Source organism: Mucilaginibacter sp. P4_A11 (assembly GCF_056402535.1).
Map to the genome: position 1 here is coordinate 1 of NZ_JBFUHE010000018.1, position 19989 is coordinate 19989.

22 protein-coding genes and 1 tRNA gene are annotated in these 19989 nt (G+C 41.9%); 13 read left to right on the forward strand and 10 right to left on the reverse strand.

All coding sequences use genetic code 11. The annotated features are described in order from the left end of the window. Positions 1-228 precede the first annotated feature (228 nt). Together AC1DUD_RS26215 and AC1DUD_RS26220 are read right to left on the reverse strand one after the other, a co-directional pair. Positions 229-666: a DUF5675 family protein gene (locus tag AC1DUD_RS26215; protein WP_477380008.1), complete on the reverse strand. Its 438-nt coding sequence runs from the start codon at positions 664-666 to the stop codon at positions 229-231. Between the two features lie 87 nt (positions 667-753). Next, a complete protein-coding gene (locus AC1DUD_RS26220) occupies positions 754-2175 on the reverse strand; it encodes an ATP-dependent DNA helicase (RefSeq protein ID WP_477380010.1) in 1422 nt (473 codons plus the stop codon). Between the two features lie 57 nt (positions 2176-2232). Between AC1DUD_RS26220 and AC1DUD_RS26225 the strand changes: the two genes are divergently transcribed. The 3 genes from AC1DUD_RS26225 (at position 2233) to rsmD (ending at position 4099) form a co-directional block, all read left to right on the forward strand. After that, on the forward strand, positions 2233-2706 hold the full coding sequence (locus AC1DUD_RS26225) for a hypothetical protein (protein ID WP_477380012.1): 474 nt from the start codon (positions 2233-2235) through the stop codon (positions 2704-2706). Positions 2707-2774: 68 nt separating this feature from the next. Then, on the forward strand, positions 2775-3575 hold the full coding sequence (locus tag AC1DUD_RS26230) for a DUF3822 family protein (RefSeq protein ID WP_477380014.1): 801 nt from the start codon (positions 2775-2777) through the stop codon (positions 3573-3575). Continuing rightward, positions 3563-4099 carry a 16S rRNA (guanine(966)-N(2))-methyltransferase RsmD gene (rsmD, locus tag AC1DUD_RS26235; protein WP_477380016.1) on the forward strand — a complete coding sequence of 179 codons (537 nt, stop codon included), beginning with the start codon at positions 3563-3565 and terminating at the stop codon, positions 4097-4099. The genes AC1DUD_RS26230 and rsmD overlap by 13 nt, the downstream gene beginning before the upstream one ends. Here rsmD and AC1DUD_RS26240 read toward each other — a convergent pair. After that, the gene (locus AC1DUD_RS26240; protein ID WP_477380018.1) at positions 4096-4848 is read right to left on the reverse strand and encodes a DeoR/GlpR family DNA-binding transcription regulator; all 753 of its coding nucleotides are present in this window, start codon (positions 4846-4848) and stop codon (positions 4096-4098) included. The two genes, rsmD and AC1DUD_RS26240, sit on opposite strands and share 4 nt — an antisense overlap. A 59-nt stretch (positions 4849-4907) precedes the next feature. Here AC1DUD_RS26240 and AC1DUD_RS26245 point away from each other — a divergent pair, with 59 nt between their 5' ends. From AC1DUD_RS26245 to coaD, 3 genes are all read left to right on the forward strand, one after another. Continuing rightward, the gene (locus tag AC1DUD_RS26245) at positions 4908-5222 is read left to right on the forward strand and encodes an NUDIX hydrolase (protein ID WP_477380020.1); all 315 of its coding nucleotides are present in this window, start codon (positions 4908-4910) and stop codon (positions 5220-5222) included. 29 nt (positions 5223-5251) lie between these two features. Next, positions 5252-5473 (forward strand): NUDIX hydrolase, encoded by a 222-nt coding sequence (locus tag AC1DUD_RS26250; RefSeq protein WP_477380022.1) that lies wholly within the window; start codon positions 5252-5254, stop codon positions 5471-5473. 73 nt (positions 5474-5546) lie between these two features. Then, complete coding sequence (coaD, locus tag AC1DUD_RS26255) at positions 5547-6008, forward strand: pantetheine-phosphate adenylyltransferase (RefSeq protein WP_377025532.1); 462 nt, start codon at positions 5547-5549, stop codon at positions 6006-6008. On the opposite strand, the gene AC1DUD_RS26260 is transcribed toward coaD, so the two are convergent. Continuing rightward, positions 5977-6615 carry an NUDIX hydrolase gene (locus tag AC1DUD_RS26260; RefSeq protein ID WP_477380025.1) on the reverse strand — a complete coding sequence of 213 codons (639 nt, stop codon included), beginning with the start codon at positions 6613-6615 and terminating at the stop codon, positions 5977-5979. The genes coaD and AC1DUD_RS26260 overlap by 32 nt on opposite strands. On the opposite strand from AC1DUD_RS26260, the gene pyrE reads away from it, so the two are divergent. The 3 genes from pyrE to AC1DUD_RS26275 all read left to right on the forward strand — a co-directional run bounded on the left by pyrE (position 6614) and on the right by AC1DUD_RS26275 (position 9763). Beyond that, positions 6614-7273 carry an orotate phosphoribosyltransferase gene (gene pyrE / locus AC1DUD_RS26265; RefSeq protein ID WP_477380027.1) on the forward strand — a complete coding sequence of 220 codons (660 nt, stop codon included), beginning with the start codon at positions 6614-6616 and terminating at the stop codon, positions 7271-7273. The genes AC1DUD_RS26260 and pyrE overlap by 2 nt on opposite strands. Before the next feature lie 91 nt (positions 7274-7364). Beyond that, on the forward strand, positions 7365-7760 hold the full coding sequence (locus tag AC1DUD_RS26270; RefSeq protein WP_477380029.1) for an SRPBCC family protein: 396 nt from the start codon (positions 7365-7367) through the stop codon (positions 7758-7760). A 374-nt stretch (positions 7761-8134) separates the two neighbouring features. Then, on the forward strand, positions 8135-9763 hold the full coding sequence (locus tag AC1DUD_RS26275; RefSeq protein WP_477380031.1) for an ABC-F family ATP-binding cassette domain-containing protein: 1629 nt from the start codon (positions 8135-8137) through the stop codon (positions 9761-9763). Positions 9764-9819: 56 nt separating this feature from the next. On the opposite strand, the gene AC1DUD_RS26280 is transcribed toward AC1DUD_RS26275, so the two are convergent. Beyond that, on the reverse strand, positions 9820-9999 hold the full coding sequence (locus tag AC1DUD_RS26280; RefSeq protein ID WP_121225147.1) for a hypothetical protein: 180 nt from the start codon (positions 9997-9999) through the stop codon (positions 9820-9822). Between the two features lie 264 nt (positions 10000-10263). Between AC1DUD_RS26280 and AC1DUD_RS26285 the strand changes: the two genes are divergently transcribed. The 3 genes from AC1DUD_RS26285 to AC1DUD_RS26295 all read left to right on the forward strand — a co-directional run bounded on the left by AC1DUD_RS26285 (position 10264) and on the right by AC1DUD_RS26295 (position 12225). Further along, positions 10264-10336 (forward strand) — tRNA-Lys (locus tag AC1DUD_RS26285). A 538-nt stretch (positions 10337-10874) separates the two neighbouring features. After that, the gene (locus tag AC1DUD_RS26290; protein WP_477380034.1) at positions 10875-11309 is read left to right on the forward strand and encodes a hypothetical protein; all 435 of its coding nucleotides are present in this window, start codon (positions 10875-10877) and stop codon (positions 11307-11309) included. Positions 11310-11322: 13 nt separating this feature from the next. Continuing rightward, complete coding sequence (locus AC1DUD_RS26295; protein ID WP_477380036.1) at positions 11323-12225, forward strand: AraC family transcriptional regulator; 903 nt, start codon at positions 11323-11325, stop codon at positions 12223-12225. 56 nt (positions 12226-12281) lie between these two features. Here AC1DUD_RS26295 and budA read toward each other — a convergent pair whose 3' ends face one another. From budA to AC1DUD_RS26310, 3 genes are all read right to left on the reverse strand, one after another. Next, entirely contained in the window at positions 12282-13040 is a 759-nt protein-coding gene (gene budA, locus AC1DUD_RS26300) for an acetolactate decarboxylase (RefSeq protein WP_477380038.1), read from the reverse strand. A 199-nt stretch (positions 13041-13239) separates the two neighbouring features. Next, positions 13240-13716: a YybH family protein gene (locus AC1DUD_RS26305; RefSeq protein ID WP_477380040.1), complete on the reverse strand. Its 477-nt coding sequence runs from the start codon at positions 13714-13716 to the stop codon at positions 13240-13242. A gap of 149 nt (positions 13717-13865) precedes the next feature. After that, positions 13866-16466 (reverse strand): sigma-54-dependent Fis family transcriptional regulator, encoded by a 2601-nt coding sequence (locus tag AC1DUD_RS26310; protein WP_477380042.1) that lies wholly within the window; start codon positions 16464-16466, stop codon positions 13866-13868. A 414-nt stretch (positions 16467-16880) separates the two neighbouring features. Here AC1DUD_RS26310 and AC1DUD_RS26315 point away from each other — a divergent pair, with 414 nt between their 5' ends. Continuing rightward, positions 16881-18284 carry a sigma-54-dependent transcriptional regulator gene (locus tag AC1DUD_RS26315; RefSeq protein ID WP_477380044.1) on the forward strand — a complete coding sequence of 468 codons (1404 nt, stop codon included), beginning with the start codon at positions 16881-16883 and terminating at the stop codon, positions 18282-18284. Between the two features lie 192 nt (positions 18285-18476). Here the strand turns inward: AC1DUD_RS26315 and AC1DUD_RS26320 are convergent, their stop codons facing one another. Further along, entirely contained in the window at positions 18477-19163 is a 687-nt protein-coding gene (locus AC1DUD_RS26320) for an alpha/beta hydrolase (protein ID WP_477380046.1), read from the reverse strand. A gap of 83 nt (positions 19164-19246) precedes the next feature. Continuing rightward, positions 19247-19942 carry an alpha/beta hydrolase gene (locus tag AC1DUD_RS26325; protein ID WP_477380048.1) on the reverse strand — a complete coding sequence of 232 codons (696 nt, stop codon included), beginning with the start codon at positions 19940-19942 and terminating at the stop codon, positions 19247-19249. Between the last annotated feature and the right edge of the window lie 47 nt (positions 19943-19989).

The following is a 19989-nucleotide window of genomic DNA, read 5'->3' on the forward strand; positions in this document are numbered from 1 at the left end:
CCACCATTGTTCTGCCCGCTTTCACCCGAAGCTTACCTGCTGACGGGAACATCCTTCATTTATTATGTCATGGGTAGTTCGTCGAAGTATGGCAGGTGGGCCTCTGCGCGCGACCTTTCGACCGGCTCAGGGCGACCGGCCCTCTTTACTTAATATCATTTCTTCTTCAGAGCCCAACGGATTTAAACACTCAGTATGACAAGCATCTTTAATTTTCACGGGTTAAAGTTAAACCACTTCAATAGTTACCGTATCACCAGCATTAAGGGCTTCAAAAATCTTTTTATTGAGTTTAGCTGTAGCTGCTGTACTGTGTAATACAGAATCAACGCCTTTTTCTTCACCAGGGAGCAGGCATCCATCGGTATCTTTCGCAAAATTGCCAACATGGATTTCAATCCCGGCGAAACCAGGCACATTCTCTAATAACGGCAGGTTTTCGTTGTGCTTTGGGCTGAAAAATTTCACCACGTTATAGGTTCCCGTAGGAATGGCTGTTTGAGTTTTGATCTTGATTGAAGCAATTTCAGCAAGCGTCATATTGCTATTTAGTCCCCGGTCTACATCCTCCAATATAAAACATTCAAATACATCGTTTACTGATAATTCGCCGATGGTTGATTGCGGGGTTTTATCTGTGCGTTTAAGTTTTAAGTTCAGGCTCATGATGTTGGTTTTTAGTTACAAATATTAGTAATTAAAAACTTAACTGTCAATAGTTTAAGAAAAAATAAAATGCAATAGCTTTATTAATTATTCCTCTTTTACTTTATAAAACCTGTTATCAAAATTTACTAAAAACAATTCGGTAGTAGCACGTGTGAGTGCGGTATAAAACCATCGCAGAAAATCCATATTGATCATTTCGTCGGTAACATAGCCCTGATCAACAAAAACAGCATCCCATTGCCCACCCTGTGCTTTATGGCACGTAATGGCATAGGCAAATTTTATTTGCAAGGCATTATAATAAGGATTAAGCTTCAGCTCATTGTGCATGGCCCTTTTATTGGGTAAATGTTCGTAATCCTTCATTACCTCCTGGTAAAACCGTTTCTGGTCTTCCTGGCTCAATGCCGGCGAATCGGCATAAAGGGTGTCGAGTAAAACCTTACAATCCAGGGTGGGGTCGTCGGAATAATCAATAAATTCCAGTTGCACGTCGGCAAAACGAAAACCATACATATCCTCAGTGCGGCGCACTTTTACTATACGGGCAATATCGCCGTTGGCAATAAATGCAGTGCTGTTCTCGTCCTTATCCTGCAGCCAGAAATAATTGTTCTTCACAATCATGATCTGGTCGCCGCCGGTAAGCTCCTCTTCCCGGTATAAAATCCGGTTGCGGATTTGCCCGTTATATAAGTTAGCATTTTTGTTTGAGCGGCAAATGATGAGCGTACGGTCATAGCCATATTTACGATAGGCATATTCCAACCCTTCGGGCAACCGCTCCCCCGTCATTCTGAAAACATCTTTAAATCCCTTGGTTACTATTTTAGGGGCTTCGATGGTTTCGGTGCGGATCAGGTCGCGAATATTGGTAGCGTTAAACAATATGCCCGAATCTTTTTGTTGGCGCAATACTTCGGTAAGCTCATATTTAAATATGGTGATGCCAAACTTTCCGTTCATTACCTGTTCGTCAAGCGCGGGGCTGTTATCGGCACCCACGGGCGGCAACTGGGCAGTATCGCCTACCAGTATCAGCTTGCAGTTTTTATCGTTATAAACATATCGCAGTAAATCGAATAGTAGTGAAACATGGTTGCTGCCCATCGCTTCGTCCGAGATCATGGAAGCCTCATCAACAATAAAAAGGGTATCGCTGGCCAGGTTATCTGCAAGGGCAAAGCCATCATCCATAGTCAAAGCCGATTTTTTACGGTAGATACGTTTGTGGATGGTAAAAGCCTTGCGCCCGGAGTAATTGGTAATGACCTTGGCGGCGCGACCTGTTGGCGCCAGCAGCACGGCTTTGTAATTATAATACCTCAACGCTTTTACCAGTGCCCCTACTATAGTTGTTTTTCCGGTGCCTGCATACCCCTTCAGAATAAAGCATTCGTCGCCTTCGGTACTTTTTAAAAAAGTATGAAGCTTGCTAAAAAGTTCCGTTTGCTGGCTTGTTGGCTCGTGCGGAAATGACTGACGGATATGATCGGGACTTGACACCCTGCAAAAATGATGATAAGTAATTTAATTCAGTAAGATTAGTTTTACATTTGGGCCATGGAATTTGACGAAAACAAAGAGGAAGAAAAATATACAGAAGACGACTATGTTGATATTTACTCCAAAAGGGCGATATTTTGGTTTTCGTTTTTTAATTTAATATTTGGCGGCGTGTTGCTGGTTATCAATTTATACAATGCCGGGTATAAAAAGGCAGTGCCGGCAGTACTGGCTTTTGTTTTGTTCTTTTTTTATCTCTCCTACTTTATTATACAGCATTCGGGCATCGACTTGCAATTAGTTATTGATGCTATGAACATAACCGCTAAAGGCGGCCAACCCTCACCTGCGCAAATTACGGCAATGCTTTCAGTAGCAGGTCTTAATGTAGGCTTGGGCCTTGTTGGTGCACTTGTTCTCAGTCAGTTCTTTTTCAGGAGGTATTTTCCTGATAACGACTATTACCCTAAACCGGTAGGCTTACCAATTTTGATATTTATCCTGCTGGCAATATTGACTCGTATTTTATAATGACATACCAATTTTGGCCAGGGTAATTACTGTATCTGCCAAAAAATATTACTTTTGTTAAAACCGGTATGAACGAACATAATTACACTTACCACGATGATAACTTTAGTTTGGATAAAACTGAAGATTATACTTTATTAATACAGGTTGAAGACAAATCGTTTTCGTACGCCATAAGCAATAACGGTTCCCTAATTGCATGGGCCGAAAATTACCCATTTGATGAACTCAGTGACCCGCAGGAATTGCTTGATCTTTTATCAGCTAAGTACAAACAAATAGTTATCGGGCTACCGGCCTATAGCTTTACACTGGTGCCTGCTGAACTATTTACCGCTGATCGCCTGCCTAACTTTGCCCGCTTTCTTGATGTGAAGTCCGATAGCAAAGTTTTGGCACAAACGTTAGATCAGGAAAATATCATCGTTTACAAAACCAATGAGGCGATTGTGAACGCTGCCGAGGAATTTGGGATCCGGAACACCGTTTTTACTTCAAAAGGCTGGTTAGCTGCTATTGCCCGAAACAATGCTGGTAATAATGATCTTTATCTCAACATTGAAAAGGACAAGGTAGAAATAAGCTATTTTGCTTCCAATAAGCTTCGTTTTTATAATTCATTTGAGTTTAAGGAAGCTGATGAGCTTGCTTATTTTACTGTGCTGGTTGCTAAAGAGCTTAACCTGGAACCTAAAAGCACCAGTTTGTACTTAAGCGGCGACCTTGACGCTGATGATAAAATTTTAAGTCGCCTGGCAGAATTTTTTGCTAAGGCTGAAGTTAATAATTTAGAGGTATTACAGCTACCGGCAGAGGTTGTAGCTCACAGGGTGTTATCGATAGCGGCTCTTTCATTATGCGCATTATAGGAGGCAGTTTAAAAGGCTTAAGGCTTAACCCACCAAAGAATCTTCCCGTTCGCCCTACAACCGACTTGGCAAAGGAGGCTTTATTTAATATCCTGCTTAACCAAATTGAGTTTGAAGGTATTAAAGTGCTTGATCTGTTTGCAGGTACCGGCAATATTTCGCTTGAGTTTGCCTCACGCGGGGCATCGGAGGTTATTTCTGTGGATAGAAGCATCCACTGCATAAATTATCTTAAAGATACCTCCCGTCAGCATAAGCTTACACAAATAAAAACTTACCGGGAAGAGGTATTCAAATACCTGAATATTGAAACTGAACAATATGATCTAATATTTGCTGATCCGCCGTATGATCTTAACAGGATTCCCGATCTGCCAAAAGTTATTTTTGAAAAGAATTTGCTTAAACCTGACGGGTTGTTGATAGTTGAACATCAATCACTTCAAAATTTGAGCAATCACCCTTCTTTTGTGGAACAAAGAAAATACGGGCATTCGTCGTTTTCGTTTTTCAGGCCGGTTTAAATATCTGATTTTAAAACAGTTATGCCCGTATCTTTAAAGCCTTCTAGCTGATTGGTATCCGCATTTGTAATGATGGCGTCAATTATATCTAAGCCTGCAAAATTAAGGTAGGTTTCTCTTCCTATTTTACCGGCATCGCATAAGATATAAGTGTAAGCGCTGTTGGCAGCAAAAGCAGTTGTTATTGATGCTTCATGCTCACTATTGGCAAACAAACCTGTTTTAGAAATACCATCAACGCCCAAAAAAGCTTTGGTTGCCCTGTACTTTTGGATGTGCTCAATAGCAGTTGTGCCATGAACGGCTTTTCGCTCTTTATCGAGCTCCCCTCCTATTATATTGACACTTACGGCGCAGTCTTGTAATTCATATATTACAGGTAATGAATTTGTTATAACCTTTATCTTCTTGTTTTTAATGAACTGGCAAAGCCTGAACACAGTGCTGCCGCAATCCATAAAAATAATATCCCCGTCATTGATCTGCATTGCTGCCAAGCGGCAAATGGCATCTTTTACAGCAGCATTTTGAGCGCTTTTATTTACAAAACTATGCGGTTTTTCAAGGGGATCGACTTTTGTTGCCCCCCCATGGGTGCGGTAAAGTAATCCATCTGCTGCTAATTGGTTCAGATCGCGCCGCACTGTGATCTCTGAGATGTTCAGTTCAACAGCCAATTGCTTAATATCAACTTCTCCTGTATGATTAAGTTGCTCAATTATTTTTTGTTTTCTTTTAGGAAAGTTCATTTTATTAATCCTATTTTCGTTCAAAAATAATCAATATTAATCACAAATGATCAAATAAGATGAATCAGATTAACATCCTTAACACTGCTATTTTATCAGATAACTGGTACGTACTTAAAAAGGTGACTTACGAGGTAACAGAAAACGATGGAAGTATCACTATACAAAATCGAGAGGCTTATGACCGGGGCAATGGCGCAACCATTTTGCTTTATAATAAAGCACATGCCTCGGTCATTTTAACCCGGCAATTCAGGCTTCCAACTTATATTAACGGAAATCCGGATGGGATGTTGATTGAGTGTTGCGCCGGTTTGCTTGACAAGGATAATCCGGAAGATTGTATTCGTAAGGAAACCGAAGAAGAAAAATAACGGACGTAAAAAAAGTTTTCGAAGCCTACATGTCGCCTGGATCGGTTACCGAAATCCTTTACTTTTTTGTAGCCGAATATGCCAAAGAAATGAAAGTTAGTGAAGGAGGTGGTCTTGCTCACGAAAATGAAAATATTGAAGTTTTAGAAATGCCATTCGGCAAAGCCCTGCAAATGGTAAGAACAGGAGAAATAAAGGATGCCAAAACTATTATGCTTTTGCAGTACGCGCAGATCAACAATTTACTTTAAAACGCTGTAGCCCAATAAGGAAAAAATATGCTTCGGGCGGTCGATCTTATCAACTATTCACTAATTTTACTGCATGAAAATAGCCCTATTCCCAGGTTCATTTGATCCCATTACGAAGGCACACGTTGATATTGTAAAGCGATCTGTTGAACTTTTTGATAAATTGTACATTGGCATAGGTGTAAACAGCAGCAAGAAAGGGCTGTTAACGATTGAACAACGCGAACAAATGATCAGGGCTGTATTCGCGCACGACGAACGAATCCACGTAATAGCCTATGAGGGCCTTACTGTAGATTTTTGTAAGAGTATAGGCGCAGCTTACATGATCAGGGGGATCCGTACGGTGTCTGATTTTGAATATGAAAAGGCCATAGCCCAAATGAACCACTCGCTGGCACCTGATATCGAAAGCATATTCATAGTGAGCAAGCCAGGTTACTCGTCTATAAGCTCAACCATTGTGCGCGAGATTATCCGTTATAATGGCGATGTAAGTCAGTTTATTCCGAAAGAGGCATTACCTTATTTGTAACCAACTTTTCTTTATGCAGCACATCCATAATGGATGGAAAAGTATTTTCAATTATGGGCTCGATATGCTCGTGCTCAAACCAGCGCACATCGGTAATACCCTCTTCTTTTTGAGGTTTTAGTTTCTCCTTGCCCTTGCTTTTCATGGCAAACCAATGAGTTTTCTTAAGTACTACTTCGCCGCGGTTCACATACACATGGTAGGTTTTACAAATTTTTTCTCCCAGTTCGCTCACTTTTATACCGCACTCCTCCTCTACTTCACGTACTGCTGCTTCTTTTATTTTTTCGTCTTTTTCTATTTTGCCTTTAGGTAGGTCCCATTTATCGTTACGATAAATAAATAAATATTGCCCCTTAGTGTTCATAACCAGGCCGCCTGCCGCTTCAATAAGTGTAATGTTTTTCTTAACAGCCTTAAGGTATACTTTGGCGTTAGCTGTTTTTATATAAAACAGTTTATTGGGGTTAGCGAGGATCCAGGTGTATATAATTTTTAAGTCAAAAGTCTCTGCATCAAGCCTTTCAAAATTATCCGCATGCTTTGGTTCAGATTCTGTGAGCAGGATAACCTTTTCGTTAATATAAATTCTGTATTTTTGAGCCATGTTTACTAATAATGAGATCGAACAACAAGTAGCCGAATTCCTACTGCAAATTAAAGCAATTAAATTACAACCCAATAATCCTTTTACATGGGCATCGGGTTGGAAATCTCCAATTTACTGCGATAACCGCGTTACCCTTTCTCATCCAACCATCCGCACCTACATCAGGCAGCAATTAGTTGCAGCTATACAGGAAAAATTCGGTTCGGTTGGCTGCATTGCGGGTGTTGCTACAGCAGGCATTCCGCAAGGTGCATTGGTGGCACAAGAATTAGGCCTTCCTTTTATCTATGTACGCTCAAAACCTAAAGAGCATGGTACAGGGAGTTTGATTGAAGGTGATGCGCCCACTACATCAGGCAAACGTGTTGTAGTTATTGAGGATTTACTTTCAACCGGCAAAAGTAGCTTACAAGCTGTTGAAGCCTTGCGTGTCGCAGGTTATGATGTTGCCGGCCTTGCTGCAATATTTACCTATGGGTTTGACATTGCCGATGAAAATTTCAAACAGGCTAACTGCCCTTACGTAACCTTGTCAAACTATAACGCACTTATTAAATACGCCGAAGAGCATCAATTCATCAACGAAAAAGATGTAAACCTGCTTAAACAATGGCGCGAAAACCCATCAACCTGGGGCGAAATAACTGCAAATTAAGACCTCTGATTTTTTTGATTTCGATGGCGCTGATGGTTAATAGTCGGTGTAATTGGTCTCAAATCTCATGTCCAATATCTCAAATCTATCTATGAATACCTTTACAAGCACAATAAGCATTAATAAGCCCTTATCTGAGGTTTACAATTTTCTGGCCGATTTTAACAATCACAAGCAGCTAATGCCTGATAATATCCAGGAATGGGTATCTACAAAAAATGAGGCCCGCTTCAGTATCCAGAATATGGCCAAGCTTGCTTTGAAAATTGAGGAACGTATTCCCGATGAGTTGATAAGGATCATCCCGGCTGAGAAGCCTCCGTTTGATCTTGAACTAAAATGGTCGTTATCTTTCAATAACGACCACACTGATATTTTATTCACCATTAATGCTGAGCTTAGCATGATGATGAAAATGCTGGCATCAGGTCCGCTTCAGAAACTCGCCGACCATGAAACTCAGAGTTTGTTTGATATCTTAAACTAAACCCGCAGCATTTTTGCAAAGTTTATTAATATACTTTGCGCTTTTGTGTATTGTTGATGGCTATTACCACATTGATGATAATTAAACCTATGATTAAAGCTCCCATGACCATTGTTAAATATTTTAATTAATTATTGTATTGAATGTTAGTCAAAGGCTGTACCATTGTGCTATAATTGGTAAAATGTTCCTTTACAACGCATTAAATGCACTTTTAGTCTACATTCAATTATCATTTCTGTGTAATTGTATACCCACGAATTAAATTTATGGGGAAAATTACCGCTCAAAAAAATCCTCAACCATAATATCGGCGCGGTATATCGTTAAAATAAAGATTTTACCGTATTTTTGCGCCAAATTAGAGGTGCAGCATGATCACGGTATCCAATCTTTCTTTACGTTATGGTAAGCGTACTTTATTTGAAGACGTTAACCTGAAATTTTCACAAGGCAATTGCTATGGCATTATTGGCGCCAATGGAGCGGGCAAATCAACATTCCTGAAAATTCTTTCGGGCGATATTGATCCTACCAGCGGCTCGGTGAGCTTTACTCCCGGCGAACGAATGGCTGTTTTAAGTCAAAACCATTATGCTTTTGATGAATTTACAGTTCTTGAAACTGTAATGATGGGCCATAAGGAAATGTATGCCATCATGAAGGAAAAGGACGCCATTTACCTTAAAGAAGATTTTAGCGATGCAGATGGCGAACGTGCCGGCGAACTGGAAAACCTTTTTGCTGAAATGGACGGCTGGAATGCCGAAAGCAACGCCGCTACCCTGCTGAGCAATCTTGGCATTAAAGAAGAATTTCACTATCAGTTGGTTAAAGACCTTGATAATACTCAAAAAGTACGTGTATTATTAGCCCAGGCATTGTTTGGTAAACCTGATATCCTGCTGTTGGATGAGCCTACCAACGATTTGGACATCCACACTGTAAGCTGGCTTGAAGATTTCCTGGCATCGTATGAAGCTATTGTACTGGTAGTATCGCACGACAGGCACTTCCTTGACACCGTGTGTACTCACGTGGTGGATATTGATTTTGCCAAAATGACCATTTACACTGGTAACTATACGTTTTGGTATGAATCGAGCCAGTTAGCTTTAAAACAACGCTCAGACCAGAATAAAAAGACAGAAGAGCGGGTTAAAGAATTGCAGGAATTTATTCGCAGGTTTAGTGCCAATGCATCAAAATCAAAACAGGCAACCAGCCGTAAAAAAGCATTGGATAAGATCAATATTGACGAGATCCAACCATCCAACCGCAAATACCCAGGAATTATATTCAACAATTTAGGCCGCGAAGCTGGTGACCAGATCCTGCAGGTTGAAAATCTAAAAAAATCGCTTAACGGTGAAGTGTTGTTTGACAACATCAGTTTTACCGTTAATAAAGGTGATAAAATTTCAATTATATCTCAAAACAGCTTAGCCACAACTGCCTTATACAATATTTTAACCGGCAGGGATACCGACTTTAAAGGGACCTTCAAATGGGGTGTTACTATTAACCCGGCGGATATTCCTATTGATAATGCCGAGTATTTTAAAGGCAAAGATGATAATCTTATAGACTGGCTACGTGAATATTCTCCGGGCGAAAAAGATGATCAGTTTATTCGTGGTTTTTTAGGCCGCATGTTATTCTCAGGTGAAGAGGTATTGAAAAAAAGCAACGTATTATCAGGTGGCGAAAAAATGCGCTGCATGTTTAGCCGTATGATGCTGCAACAAGCCAATCTTTTGATGTTTGATGAGCCAACCAACCACCTTGACCTGGAATCGATCACAGCTCTTAATAATGGCATGAAAGACTTCCGCGGCACTATCCTGTTCACCTCACGAGATCATGAACTGGTAGAAACCGTGGCCAACCGTATTATTGAATTAACACCGGGCGGTTATATTGATAAGCTTATGAGCTATGATGAATACATCAACAGCCCTGTAGTACAAAAACAACAGGAAGATTTATATGCTGCTGTATAATAAAATAACAACGAATTAAATAAGGCCCGGAGTATATAATTCCGGGCCTTTATATTTTATAAGTTGGCTCTGATAGCCTGGGTTTCAAGCTGATTGATTGTAGATTCGTCGCTAAACAGGTAAAAATGATCTTTAGTATACGAATATTGAACATTTAAGCCATTTTGAGTGATGAAGTCTTTAACAACACTTTCATACTGTAGCTTATTAATTTTGAGTAATTTTCTTTTTTTCATAGGAGTAGGTGTTAATTTTTACAATATAAGTAGTTTTTGTTGAAAATACAACAAGGAAATCAATATTTTGTTATGAAGTTATTACTAAAACTATTTAGCTGGCGCTAAAGATGAAAAACAGAAGATGCCTTTCGTAAAGGCAGATCAATCGATATTAAATATTTTTACATTTAACAGATTGAAATAATTACTAACAACAAGCCTTTTTCATAGGCAAAAAGAAAATAATGTGCATATTTGCAGCCCAACAAAATCCACTATTATGACTCCGTAGCTCAGCTGGTAGAGCAAATGACTCTTAATCATTGGGTCGAGAGTTCGAATCTCTCCGGGGTCACAAACATTCAAAAGCTCTTTTTCTAACAAAAAGAGCTTTTTTTATACCTCAGAGGTATTTTTCGCCTCTCTAATTTCCATGTCGTCTTGTATTTTAAGTAGTACATTTTACCTATTATGGATATTCCGAAGCCGTTGACCACTGCATTCCGGAAGTGAGTTCAGAGCATTCAGTTACGCATTGACCATGCTATATCCCTGAATCACTTTTTTGAACTCAAATATTCATCGACACAACTCGTTGGTCTAACGGGCACGAAAAAGCATGGTCAAGCATGCCGGAATATCCACACCTGTTCGTCAAAATAGTCAAAAATACTCTTTAAAGCATTCAGAGAGTGGTAGCGCAAAGGACTGAAAGTTGCCCTCATCCAAAACTATCAAATGCGTCAATCCGTGTCATAGGCGATTATATCGATACGCGTAAGGATGAATCCTGATTGTTCATATATCAATAGTTTTGAAATCGCATCAACGTAATTTCGCAATATCTTAAAGCTTTATAGTGATTAAAATACTGTAAATCAATATTTTATAAAATGGCATCGCATTTGAATATTTTGAGTACGCCTAAGGCGGGAAAAAACGCCACCCAAGCAGGCAAGCAGTTCAACAAATTTAAGATATTCGATATGAAAAAGATAACAACATCGCTGCGCGGGCTGGCATTGTCCGTTGCAGTAATTGCACAGATTTCGAATAAAAATTTCGCCGATAGCTTTTCTATCGTGATCCATCCTAAATATTATCGTCTAAGCGGAATACATCGAAAAATATTCGGTGAAAATTATCGCCGGGAATGGACAACTGCGGTTAAGCTTATCATCATCAGAATTTCGAGGATAAACGGCGGGCTTTCTCTTCAGCGCCACATCGGAGGTATGGAAACCAAATCTATTCGTCTGGTGAATTGCGATAACGGCATCAAGGGAATTTTAATGGCTTCTTATTCTCATCACAGCAATAATTGCTGATAAATTATAAGCCATGAATAAAGGAAAAAAACCTGCCGGGGTGATTACCCCGGAAACCGCCTCATCTGAAGTCTATATCAACCGCTTTACTAATATTGACGTAGCTGATCCGGTAAATCTTCCTCATCGTGATGCTGATTATATGCTTCTATTTCAGGAAAAAGGATATCTATATCTCATGGTCGATGAAGAACAGGTTGAGATAAAAGGCCGGTCTGTATACTTCATTTTGCCGGGTCAGCTACGCCGCCATGTCAGATCTCAAACGGAGTGCTGGATCCTTGCGCTGAATTCATCTTTGATCAAGGAAACCTTACGACTCAAGCTTAGCGAACATTATTACGGAAAAATGGCTGTTCCCATTTCTTCTGTGAAGGCCAAGCGATTTAAACAAGCCATGCGGTTCCTGAACGAAGAGCTTCAGGAATCGTTGTATGGTTTCAGCCGACTGACCGTGAGAAAAGGGTTGATCGATATTATTTCTGGAATGATAACCGAAGAATACGCGGTGGCGACTTCCGCATTTCATGACGAGAATGGTCGGTTTTCGGCGATCACAAGAGAATTCAAAGCACTGCTTTTGAGTAAATTTAGGGAAATGAAAAAGCCTGCCGATTACGCCGATCTGTTGCGATTGTCTACACCCTATCTCAATCAGGCGATCAAAGCTTCAACCGGCTTCACAGTCAGCTATTGGATCCAAAAAATGGTCATGAATGAGGCCAGGGTATTGCTGTCATCCACCATGAAACCGATAAAAGATATCGCACATGAATTAGGATACCGTGACCAAGCCTATTTTTCAAGATTGTTTTCAAAAACACAGCAGCTCTCCCCCCAGCAATACAGACTACAGTATCAATCGAAGTTACGTAAACAGGAACATTTCGATCTCCCGAAAGATCAGAATGGATAGGGTATTCTGCAGATTTACAATTATTCGTGAAGACACGATCAGCCTTCGTAAAACGCCTAATTCTTTCCCTTTTCAATTACATTCAGGTCGTGACTGTTGCCGGAGGAAAAGCCAAATGATCGAAAATCTTCGGTGTCGGGAATGTGTAAATGGAAACCATTAATTTCTGACAGCTCTACTTTGAGATGATCAGCCCGGAGGTTCACTACATGGCCTCCTTTTTTTCGATCAGCCGATAAATAGTGAAAATGCAGGCCCACGATATTAAGGCCGGAAAGATAAGGCGGCATGTAAAATCCAACCATAGTACCATACATCTGATCATATTGGAAAAGGTGCTGCTTTGCCAGCAATTGCGTAAGCGGCTTAAACGGCTTGGAACTTACAGGTGAAAAAGCGCGCGTTTCTATTTGTGAAAACATCCCTGTGATACGTACCGCATATATGGTGCTTTTGTTAGCCAAAAGGGCTTGCAGCTTCAGAAAAAGCTCATCTAAACTCTTTATGTTTAATAATGATGCCACTGTGTCGGCCCGGAAGGTGCTTACGAATGCAAAAGGCGTCTTAAGCGTGTCAGGTGCCTCCCGGGTTGTCCCGTCTGCAGTTGTCTGGTAAGCTCTACCGTCGATCACAGTTAGTTCGCCATCAATCAGATTCGGTGCACCGAGTCCAAAATCTCCTTCCCGTTTCAGGTCTGCGGTTGTCAGTTTTCCTTCATATACCCCGTTGATAAATGCATTGGCAATACCATACTGAAAAAGCGGCCCGGCGGATAAAGACGTTGGCTTACCTGTGGCATTATCAATTTTCGTCATTAGGGTACTTCGGGTTTTTAAAATAATTTGCGCTGATACTGAACTCGTGCAAAAAAGCATCAGCAGGCAGGTGCCGGAAATTGAAAAGATCTTCATAGACAAATTATTTACATCATAGCAAAGAAGTCGGATTGGAAGCCTGGCTATTTCCACGTTTGCGGGAAATACCAAAAGCCTTTTTAACTTAATGATCAAACGATTACTTATTAACAGCAAGGTTTGTATTAAAGATATCCCTGTACATTTTCCAGCCGGAATCTGTTTTTTTCCAAACAACAATATATTTACCCTCATCAATGGTTTTTCCCTGTCCGTTTTTTAGTTCGTAACGCCCTTCTTCATTTACAAAAGTGCCGCTGTAGCCAAAAAGCTTTGTTGTATGAAATGTGATTTTTCGGATACCGTGCGCGTAACCGCCGTTGAAAAAAGCAAGAATTCCCTGCGGCGTATTGATTGTCGGTGCGTTTGGTGCCAGGATCGAAGCATCTTCCGCATAGCACCGTAAGATCAGCTCGGCCTTATGTTTCTCAAACGCCTGGCTATATATCCGGTTCAAAGCAGCAATTAACGCGGATGTTTCTTTAGGTATGCTGCCCTGATCAGTTTGAGCACATACCTGTGTTATAAAACTTAAGCAAATTATGGAGGCAATCAGGATTGGATTGACGGGTTTCATAGGTGATTACGATTTGATGAATGAATTTTCAAAGGCAAAAATACAGCCCATTTAAAGGTGTAGCAATGGACAAAAAGTAGTTCCTTTTGGACGTTTACCTCATTTGAAGTTTCGGTTCAGTCTGTTGTATTTTCAAGCATGAACTGTGTTTATTCGATGTTTGAATTTTTGGTGATTCCAAGTTTTCTCATTTTGGAATTTAGCGTCGACGGCGGCAGTTTCAATAGCTCCGCAGCTCCGCCTTTTCCGGAAATTTTACCGCCGCAGCGGCGCAGAACATCAACGATGTGCTGCTTTTCGACCCCTGCCAGATTGGTTATTCTTTTAGGTATTCCGACATCGATCTGATTGTCCACATCAGGAAGATATATACGGTTCAGTATCTTGCCGTTTGAAAGCAGCACGCTGCGCTCGATCATATGTTCCAGTTCCCGGACATTTCCAGGCCAATTGTAAGATTTGAGATCGTTCATCGCGCCGGCGGAAATACCGGTCACCTTACACAACTGATTTTTATTATACCTACCCAGGAAAAAGTGTGCAAGGTAAGGTATGTCCTCCCGCCGCTCACGTAACGGCGGAATGAGTATCGGGAAGACGTTTAAGCGATAATACAGGTCAGATCGAAAACGACCCTCTGCAACCTCCGTCAGAAGGTTCCGGTTTGTGGCCGCTATAATCCTAACATCAACCTTGATCGTCACTTTTCCGCCAAGCCGCTCAAATTCACGCTCCTGGATTACCCGCAGAAGCTTGACCTGAACTTCCAGCGGCAATTCGCCCACTTCATCCAGGAAGAGCGTTCCGTTATGGGCCAGTTCAAACTTGCCAATCCTTCTTTCAAATGCACCTGTAAATGCACCCCGCTCATACCCGAAAAGTTCCGATTCGATAAGCGTGACCGGCAGCGCAGCACAATTTACCTTAACCATTAATTTATTCTTCCGCGGAGAAGATTCATGGATACCCCTGGCGATTAATTCCTTCCCGGTACCGGTTTCACCGAGAATAAGCACTGTAGCACTTGAATGCGCTACCAGTGACATAAGCTGATACACGCGCTGCATAGGCGCACTTGTTCCGATGATATCGGAGAAATTATAGATGGACCGGATCTGCTCCTGTAAATGCTCGTTTTCGATCTCCAGTTGCTGCTTATATCTGAGCAATTGTTCGTTTGCAAGAATATTTGACATGGCTATTGAGATCTGCGCGCACATACTGTCGATCATATCTACATCTGGTTCGTCCGAATCTACCCAAAAGATACCCAGTTTCCGTGTGCCAGTTTTTAGAGGTGTTGCGACACATTTGTCTACACCCATGCTCCTCCAGAAATGAAAATAAGATGGTGCTTTACCCGCGTCGATCCAATCTTGAAGAACATAGACTATGGTATCGTTGCCATCCAGCACCACATCCGATATGCCATCATCTATTGGATAAACGGCGTCGAGAACAAAATGATGCCCCAATTCCTCGATAGCCCGCCTGACATGGCTGTCATAAAGAAAAAGACTCATAGTTTTTTCATCTTCGTTAATGCCGCGGATCACGAACCTGGAGATGTTCGAGAGTTGGGCAACGGCTTTTTCGATCGCCAGAGTAAGATCCTGCTTGTTACGTACTGCCGCAATATCATGGCTGAAAGATAATAACAGAGACCTTTGCTTTTCTTTACGCTCAAGCTCTTCATCGATGAGAATGTTGACCACAGCTGTTCCCAGATGGCGTGATATACATTGAACAAAATGCCTGTCAGCAGGCTCAAAGCTATTTTTATTATAAGATATCAGTATCAGACCAAATTCCCCTTTGCCTGCATCCGGCAAAATGGTCAGCATCACCTCTCCGGCATCTTCGGCTTTAGTATCGGTAAGACAAGGAGGGGTGCAATTGAAGACCAGATCTTCAATGTTTATAATGAATGGAGCAGCAGAATTGGCCGCATGCTGCCAGATAAATTCTCCGCTCATTCTTGTCCGGACCCAGTCAAGGATTTCGGGATAAGCCGTAAAGCTGGTCACAAGTATGCAGTCGTCTGTATTTTTTGCATCGATCGCAGTTATCAGGTATTCATCGAAATGAACAAGCTGTTTAAGTTCCTGCTCTACTATAAGTCCCAGATCGGCGCGTGTCCTTACCTCTGAAAGGTGGTGGCTGAACGACAGCAGCAATTCATTAATCCATCCGCTTGGATCCACGATCTCATGAATGATCGTATTTGATACCGCATAGGCAAGCTCAGTGGACACGCCATCCATAACTTCCATGAAGCGCTTGCTGAAAGCGCCGTTTTTTTCTGACCAGAAATAGCAGATACCAACGATGACGTTTTTAATCCTGAGCGGTGTCACCTGCGCTTCACGGATGCCATAGTCGTAGTTAACCCGTATCCAAAAAGGAACCGATTTAGCCTTAACAACTTCTGCCAGTGATATCACGAAACTTTTATCAGAGCTGATCGCATCGCGAACGATCACGTCGTCCAATGGGGCCCTTGTATTGGAGAGCGCCCGGAATTCAATTAAATTGCGTGCGCCGGAGCCCTTGTCAATTAAAAAGGGGAAATACGTGTTTGTATGATGATCGACCGAATGAATGTGAAAATTTTTAAAATCTGCCAGCTCCTTCAAAGCTGGAGACAATAATTTCCAAAGTTCGTTCCGGTCACGGACATTGGCAATCGCTTTCCGTAATTCCGGTATAAAAAGATGCCCGCTCGCTATTTCATTGTTAAAATTTTCCATAATCAATAGTTTAAAATGGAAGCGGCCGATCACTTGCATTATCATGAAATGATTCCCGGCCTCGACAAACATTTTTTGAGTATCAGCAAAAAAAATATCAAGATTCCGGAAAAAAATCTGCAAATGGAATGCCCCTTTATAACATACTGTTTTACAGTATCTTTCAACGGAATAAGGATGTTTAATTGGTGATATACCAACAAAGTGGCCTTTTCATTTAGTGAAATATGAACAAATGGCCACGCCTGCAAAAATTCCTTTTCAACCCAGCCCAGGCATACAGCTCCTGAACTGTGGTAATTGGTTAAAATTTCTTATTATTACTTGAAATTTAATCAACTTGCGATTAAATAATCGAATAGTTAAGGGTCGAATTTAAGAGAGAAGTTATTCAGGAAATAAAGATTTGTCAGGATGAAATATAAAGCTAAGATCCTGATCGTTGAAGATCAATATATTGAGGCGAACAATCTTGAGGTGATGCTGAAAAGGGCAGATTACCGCGTTTGTACGGTAGCGCGTTCTGTTTCATCAGCAGTCAAGGTCATTGAACAAGAATCGCCCGATCTGGTATTGCTGGATATCCACCTTAAAGGCAAGTTAAGCGGAATAGATCTCGCGAAACTGCTTTCACGAAAAAATATCGCTTTTATATACCTGTCGGGCAACTCAAAACAACAATTTCTTGATGCAGCCAAGACAACGCGGCCGTACGGCTTTCTGACCAAGCCTTTTCGGGAGAAGGATATTCTTAACATGCTGGAAATAGCGCTGTATGCCCATCGTGAAAATCTCGCACTGACATCGCAGCGCCTGAATTCGGCGTCCGGGCAGGCTGAGGATTCCAGCCTGTTCCCTGGCATGATCGGCGAGTCGCAGCAAATGAAGAAGCTACAGCAGCAGATTTTGCGGATCGCCTCCTCCGATGTCTCTGTATTGATCATTGGTGAAAGCGGCACCGGCAAGGAGCTGATCGCCCGGAACATTCATCTTTTGTCCGCGAGAGCCAGGCAGCCGCTCATATCGGTCAACTGCGCTGCATTGCCACCAACCCTGATCGAATCTGAGCTTTTCGGTCATGAAAAAGGGGCATTTACCAGTGCCCTTGACAAGCGGATCGGTCGTTTTGAACAGGCCGAGGGGGGCACGATCTTCCTGGACGAGATCGGAGAACTGCCGCTCGAGGTGCAGTCCAAATTTTTAAGGGTATTGCAGGAAAAAGAAGTCGAGGTTATCGGCGGAAAAACGAAAAAAGTAAATGTCCGTGTAATAGCTGCAACGAACCGAAACCTTCAGGAAGACATCGTATCGGGAAGGTTTCGTGCCGACCTTTATTATCGCCTCAACGTTTTTCCTTTGGTTTCCCCTCCCCTTCGGGATCGGAAGCAGGACCTTCCCTTGTTGATCAATTACTTCATCGGGAAGTTGAGCAAACTTGAAGGCAGCACCGTTACCGGGATGAGTGATCAGGCCATTCAGGAACTGTTGAACTATGATTGGCCTGGAAACGTGCGCGAGTTAGAAAATATAATTCATCGCAGCATTTTGCTGACCACCGCCCCGGTTATTACTTCGATCTGTGACCTCTTTGATCATTCGCCGAAATCAAATTCAGTGAATAATTATATGAGGACGATTGAAGAAGTGGAAAGAGAGCACATCATCGCGGTTTTGGAACGGTGCAACTGGAAAGTTTACGGGCCGGGTGGCGCTGCGGAAGTCCTGGGAATTAAAGTACCCACGCTCAATTCCCGGTTGAAGAAACTCAATATTGAAAAAACGCGTCCAAATCGTTCCGGCAAATTCCCACAGGTCTGATAATTTCCTTTTGGGTTTAAATTAATCCACAATTTTAATGATATCCGGACATCTTCATTTGGAGTTACAATTCTTTTGCTTCAGCCGCTTCTGCGTTGACCTTAGCACTTAAGACGGTGACATCCAAGGTTGATAACAAATAGTAAAGAGACCGCCAAGGCGGTCTCTTTGTAACGAACACTAAGAAGTTTCTTAAACTGCTGCAGCGGCCTGATTAATAACGTCTGCAACTACTTCAGGGTGTGACAGCATTGGCACGTGGCTGCTTACAATCTCTATCACTTTTGCGCCCATGCGTTTAGAAACCCAGCGCTGCAGGTCCGGGTGAACCGTGTGGTCTTCGGTACATAAGATGTACCAGCTCGGTTTAGTATCCCAGGTGTTAACGTCTATTTTTTGCTGGTCAAACAGTTCGGCAGCAGGGGCATAATGTGTTGCCCAAACCACTTTTTGCTCATCTTCCGGAAGGTCACCGGCAAAGAACTCAGTACCTGACGGGAGCATCCAAACACGACCATCGGCAACTTCAATACGCGTAAAAATATCCGAAGGAAATTTCTTAAGCTGATCATTCACTGTTTCACCAGGGGCAGGTGCCACCGCAGCAATGTATACCAGTCCAACAACGCGCTCATCATTTGCCGCGGCAGTAATTGTAGCACCGCCATATGAGTGACCTACAAGTATAACAGGACTGCTTACGCGGCTGATCGTACGTTTAATTGCTGCAACATCGTGTTCAAAATAAGTCAGGCCATATTGCACTGAGATTACTTCATGCCCGTCGGCTATTAGTTTAGGAAGTAACTTGTTAAAGCATGAAGCATCTGCCCAAATGCCATGGCATAATACAATTGAAGGTTTTTTTTGTGTGTTCATAACGTTTGATTTTAAATTTTAATAAGTGATTACCGGTGCAATGAAGAATGTTAACTCTTTGTGAAATGATTTTTGAATATTGATTAATTAACAAAGCTTTCGGCCGCTTCAATAATTACTTCGGCTACCGATTCAGGCTGCGACATGAAGATTACATGGCTTCCTTTAATCTCTGTGATTTTTGTTTTTGATCTGCTGTACATGTTGCGCTGAATGTCCGGATTGATTGTCTTATCTTCGGTCGCTACGCAGCCCCAGCATGGTTTTGTTTTCCATGCGGCATTGGTAATCGGGGTTGAAAATGCTTTGGCGTAAAATGCACCCTGTGATGCCCACATGAATGCTGCTTTCCTGGCATCAAGATCGGCGCAAAAGCCTCCATGGAATTTTTCTTTGGAGTTGTAAACGATGCCTTTGTCATCAGGCGGCAGAATGGCGTTGTCTTCCGAAGGAGGAAGTGAGGTAATGCAGTCGAGCGCTGATTGGCCATTGTCCGGCTGCAAAGCAGCAACGTAAACCAGGGCTGCAACATTCGGGTGGTTACCGGCCTCGGTGATTACTGCGCCGCCCCATGAATGGCCAACCAGGACTACCGGGCCGCCAATCCTGTCCAGCACGATGTTTGTCTGGTTGACATCTTCTTCAAGTGAGCTTAGCGGATTTTGTACCACCAGTACATTATACCCTTTGTCAGTTAGCACATGGTAAAGGGCTTCATAACCTGAACCATCGGCGAATGCGCCATGAACAAGAACCACGTTTTTAATCGATGTTTTCATTTTTTTAAGTTTTAAAAAGCGTTGATTTAATGGAGTTGTCTTTTACA

Coding starts and splice junctions, on each gene's coding strand:
- AC1DUD_RS26245 (WP_477380020.1), top strand. CDS start 4,908: ATGAATCAGATTAACATCCTTAACACTGCTATTTTATCAGATAACTGG.
- AC1DUD_RS26295 (WP_477380036.1), top strand. CDS start 11,323: ATGAATAAAGGAAAAAAACCTGCCGGGGTGATTACCCCGGAAACCGCC.
- AC1DUD_RS26240 (WP_477380018.1), bottom strand. CDS start 4,848: ATGAACTTTCCTAAAAGAAAACAAAAAATAATTGAGCAACTTAATCAT.
- AC1DUD_RS26310 (WP_477380042.1), bottom strand. CDS start 16,466: ATGGAAAATTTTAACAATGAAATAGCGAGCGGGCATCTTTTTATACCG.
- AC1DUD_RS26270 (WP_477380029.1), top strand. CDS start 7,365: ATGAATACCTTTACAAGCACAATAAGCATTAATAAGCCCTTATCTGAG.
- rsmD (WP_477380016.1), top strand. CDS start 3,563: ATGCGCATTATAGGAGGCAGTTTAAAAGGCTTAAGGCTTAACCCACCA.
- AC1DUD_RS26225 (WP_477380012.1), top strand. CDS start 2,233: ATGGAATTTGACGAAAACAAAGAGGAAGAAAAATATACAGAAGACGAC.
- pyrE (WP_477380027.1), top strand. CDS start 6,614: ATGTTTACTAATAATGAGATCGAACAACAAGTAGCCGAATTCCTACTG.
- AC1DUD_RS26315 (WP_477380044.1), top strand. CDS start 16,881: ATGAAATATAAAGCTAAGATCCTGATCGTTGAAGATCAATATATTGAG.
- coaD (WP_377025532.1), top strand. CDS start 5,547: ATGAAAATAGCCCTATTCCCAGGTTCATTTGATCCCATTACGAAGGCA.
- AC1DUD_RS26275 (WP_477380031.1), top strand. CDS start 8,135: ATGATCACGGTATCCAATCTTTCTTTACGTTATGGTAAGCGTACTTTA.
- AC1DUD_RS26305 (WP_477380040.1), bottom strand. CDS start 13,716: ATGAAACCCGTCAATCCAATCCTGATTGCCTCCATAATTTGCTTAAGT.
- AC1DUD_RS26260 (WP_477380025.1), bottom strand. CDS start 6,615: ATGGCTCAAAAATACAGAATTTATATTAACGAAAAGGTTATCCTGCTC.
- AC1DUD_RS26320 (WP_477380046.1), bottom strand. CDS start 19,163: ATGAACACACAAAAAAAACCTTCAATTGTATTATGCCATGGCATTTGG.
- AC1DUD_RS26280 (WP_121225147.1), bottom strand. CDS start 9,999: ATGAAAAAAAGAAAATTACTCAAAATTAATAAGCTACAGTATGAAAGT.
- AC1DUD_RS26230 (WP_477380014.1), top strand. CDS start 2,775: ATGAACGAACATAATTACACTTACCACGATGATAACTTTAGTTTGGAT.
- AC1DUD_RS26250 (WP_477380022.1), top strand. CDS start 5,252: ATGTCGCCTGGATCGGTTACCGAAATCCTTTACTTTTTTGTAGCCGAA.
- AC1DUD_RS26290 (WP_477380034.1), top strand. CDS start 10,875: ATGGCATCGCATTTGAATATTTTGAGTACGCCTAAGGCGGGAAAAAAC.
- budA (WP_477380038.1), bottom strand. CDS start 13,040: ATGACGAAAATTGATAATGCCACAGGTAAGCCAACGTCTTTATCCGCC.
- AC1DUD_RS26325 (WP_477380048.1), bottom strand. CDS start 19,942: ATGAAAACATCGATTAAAAACGTGGTTCTTGTTCATGGCGCATTCGCC.
- AC1DUD_RS26215 (WP_477380008.1), bottom strand. CDS start 666: ATGAGCCTGAACTTAAAACTTAAACGCACAGATAAAACCCCGCAATCA.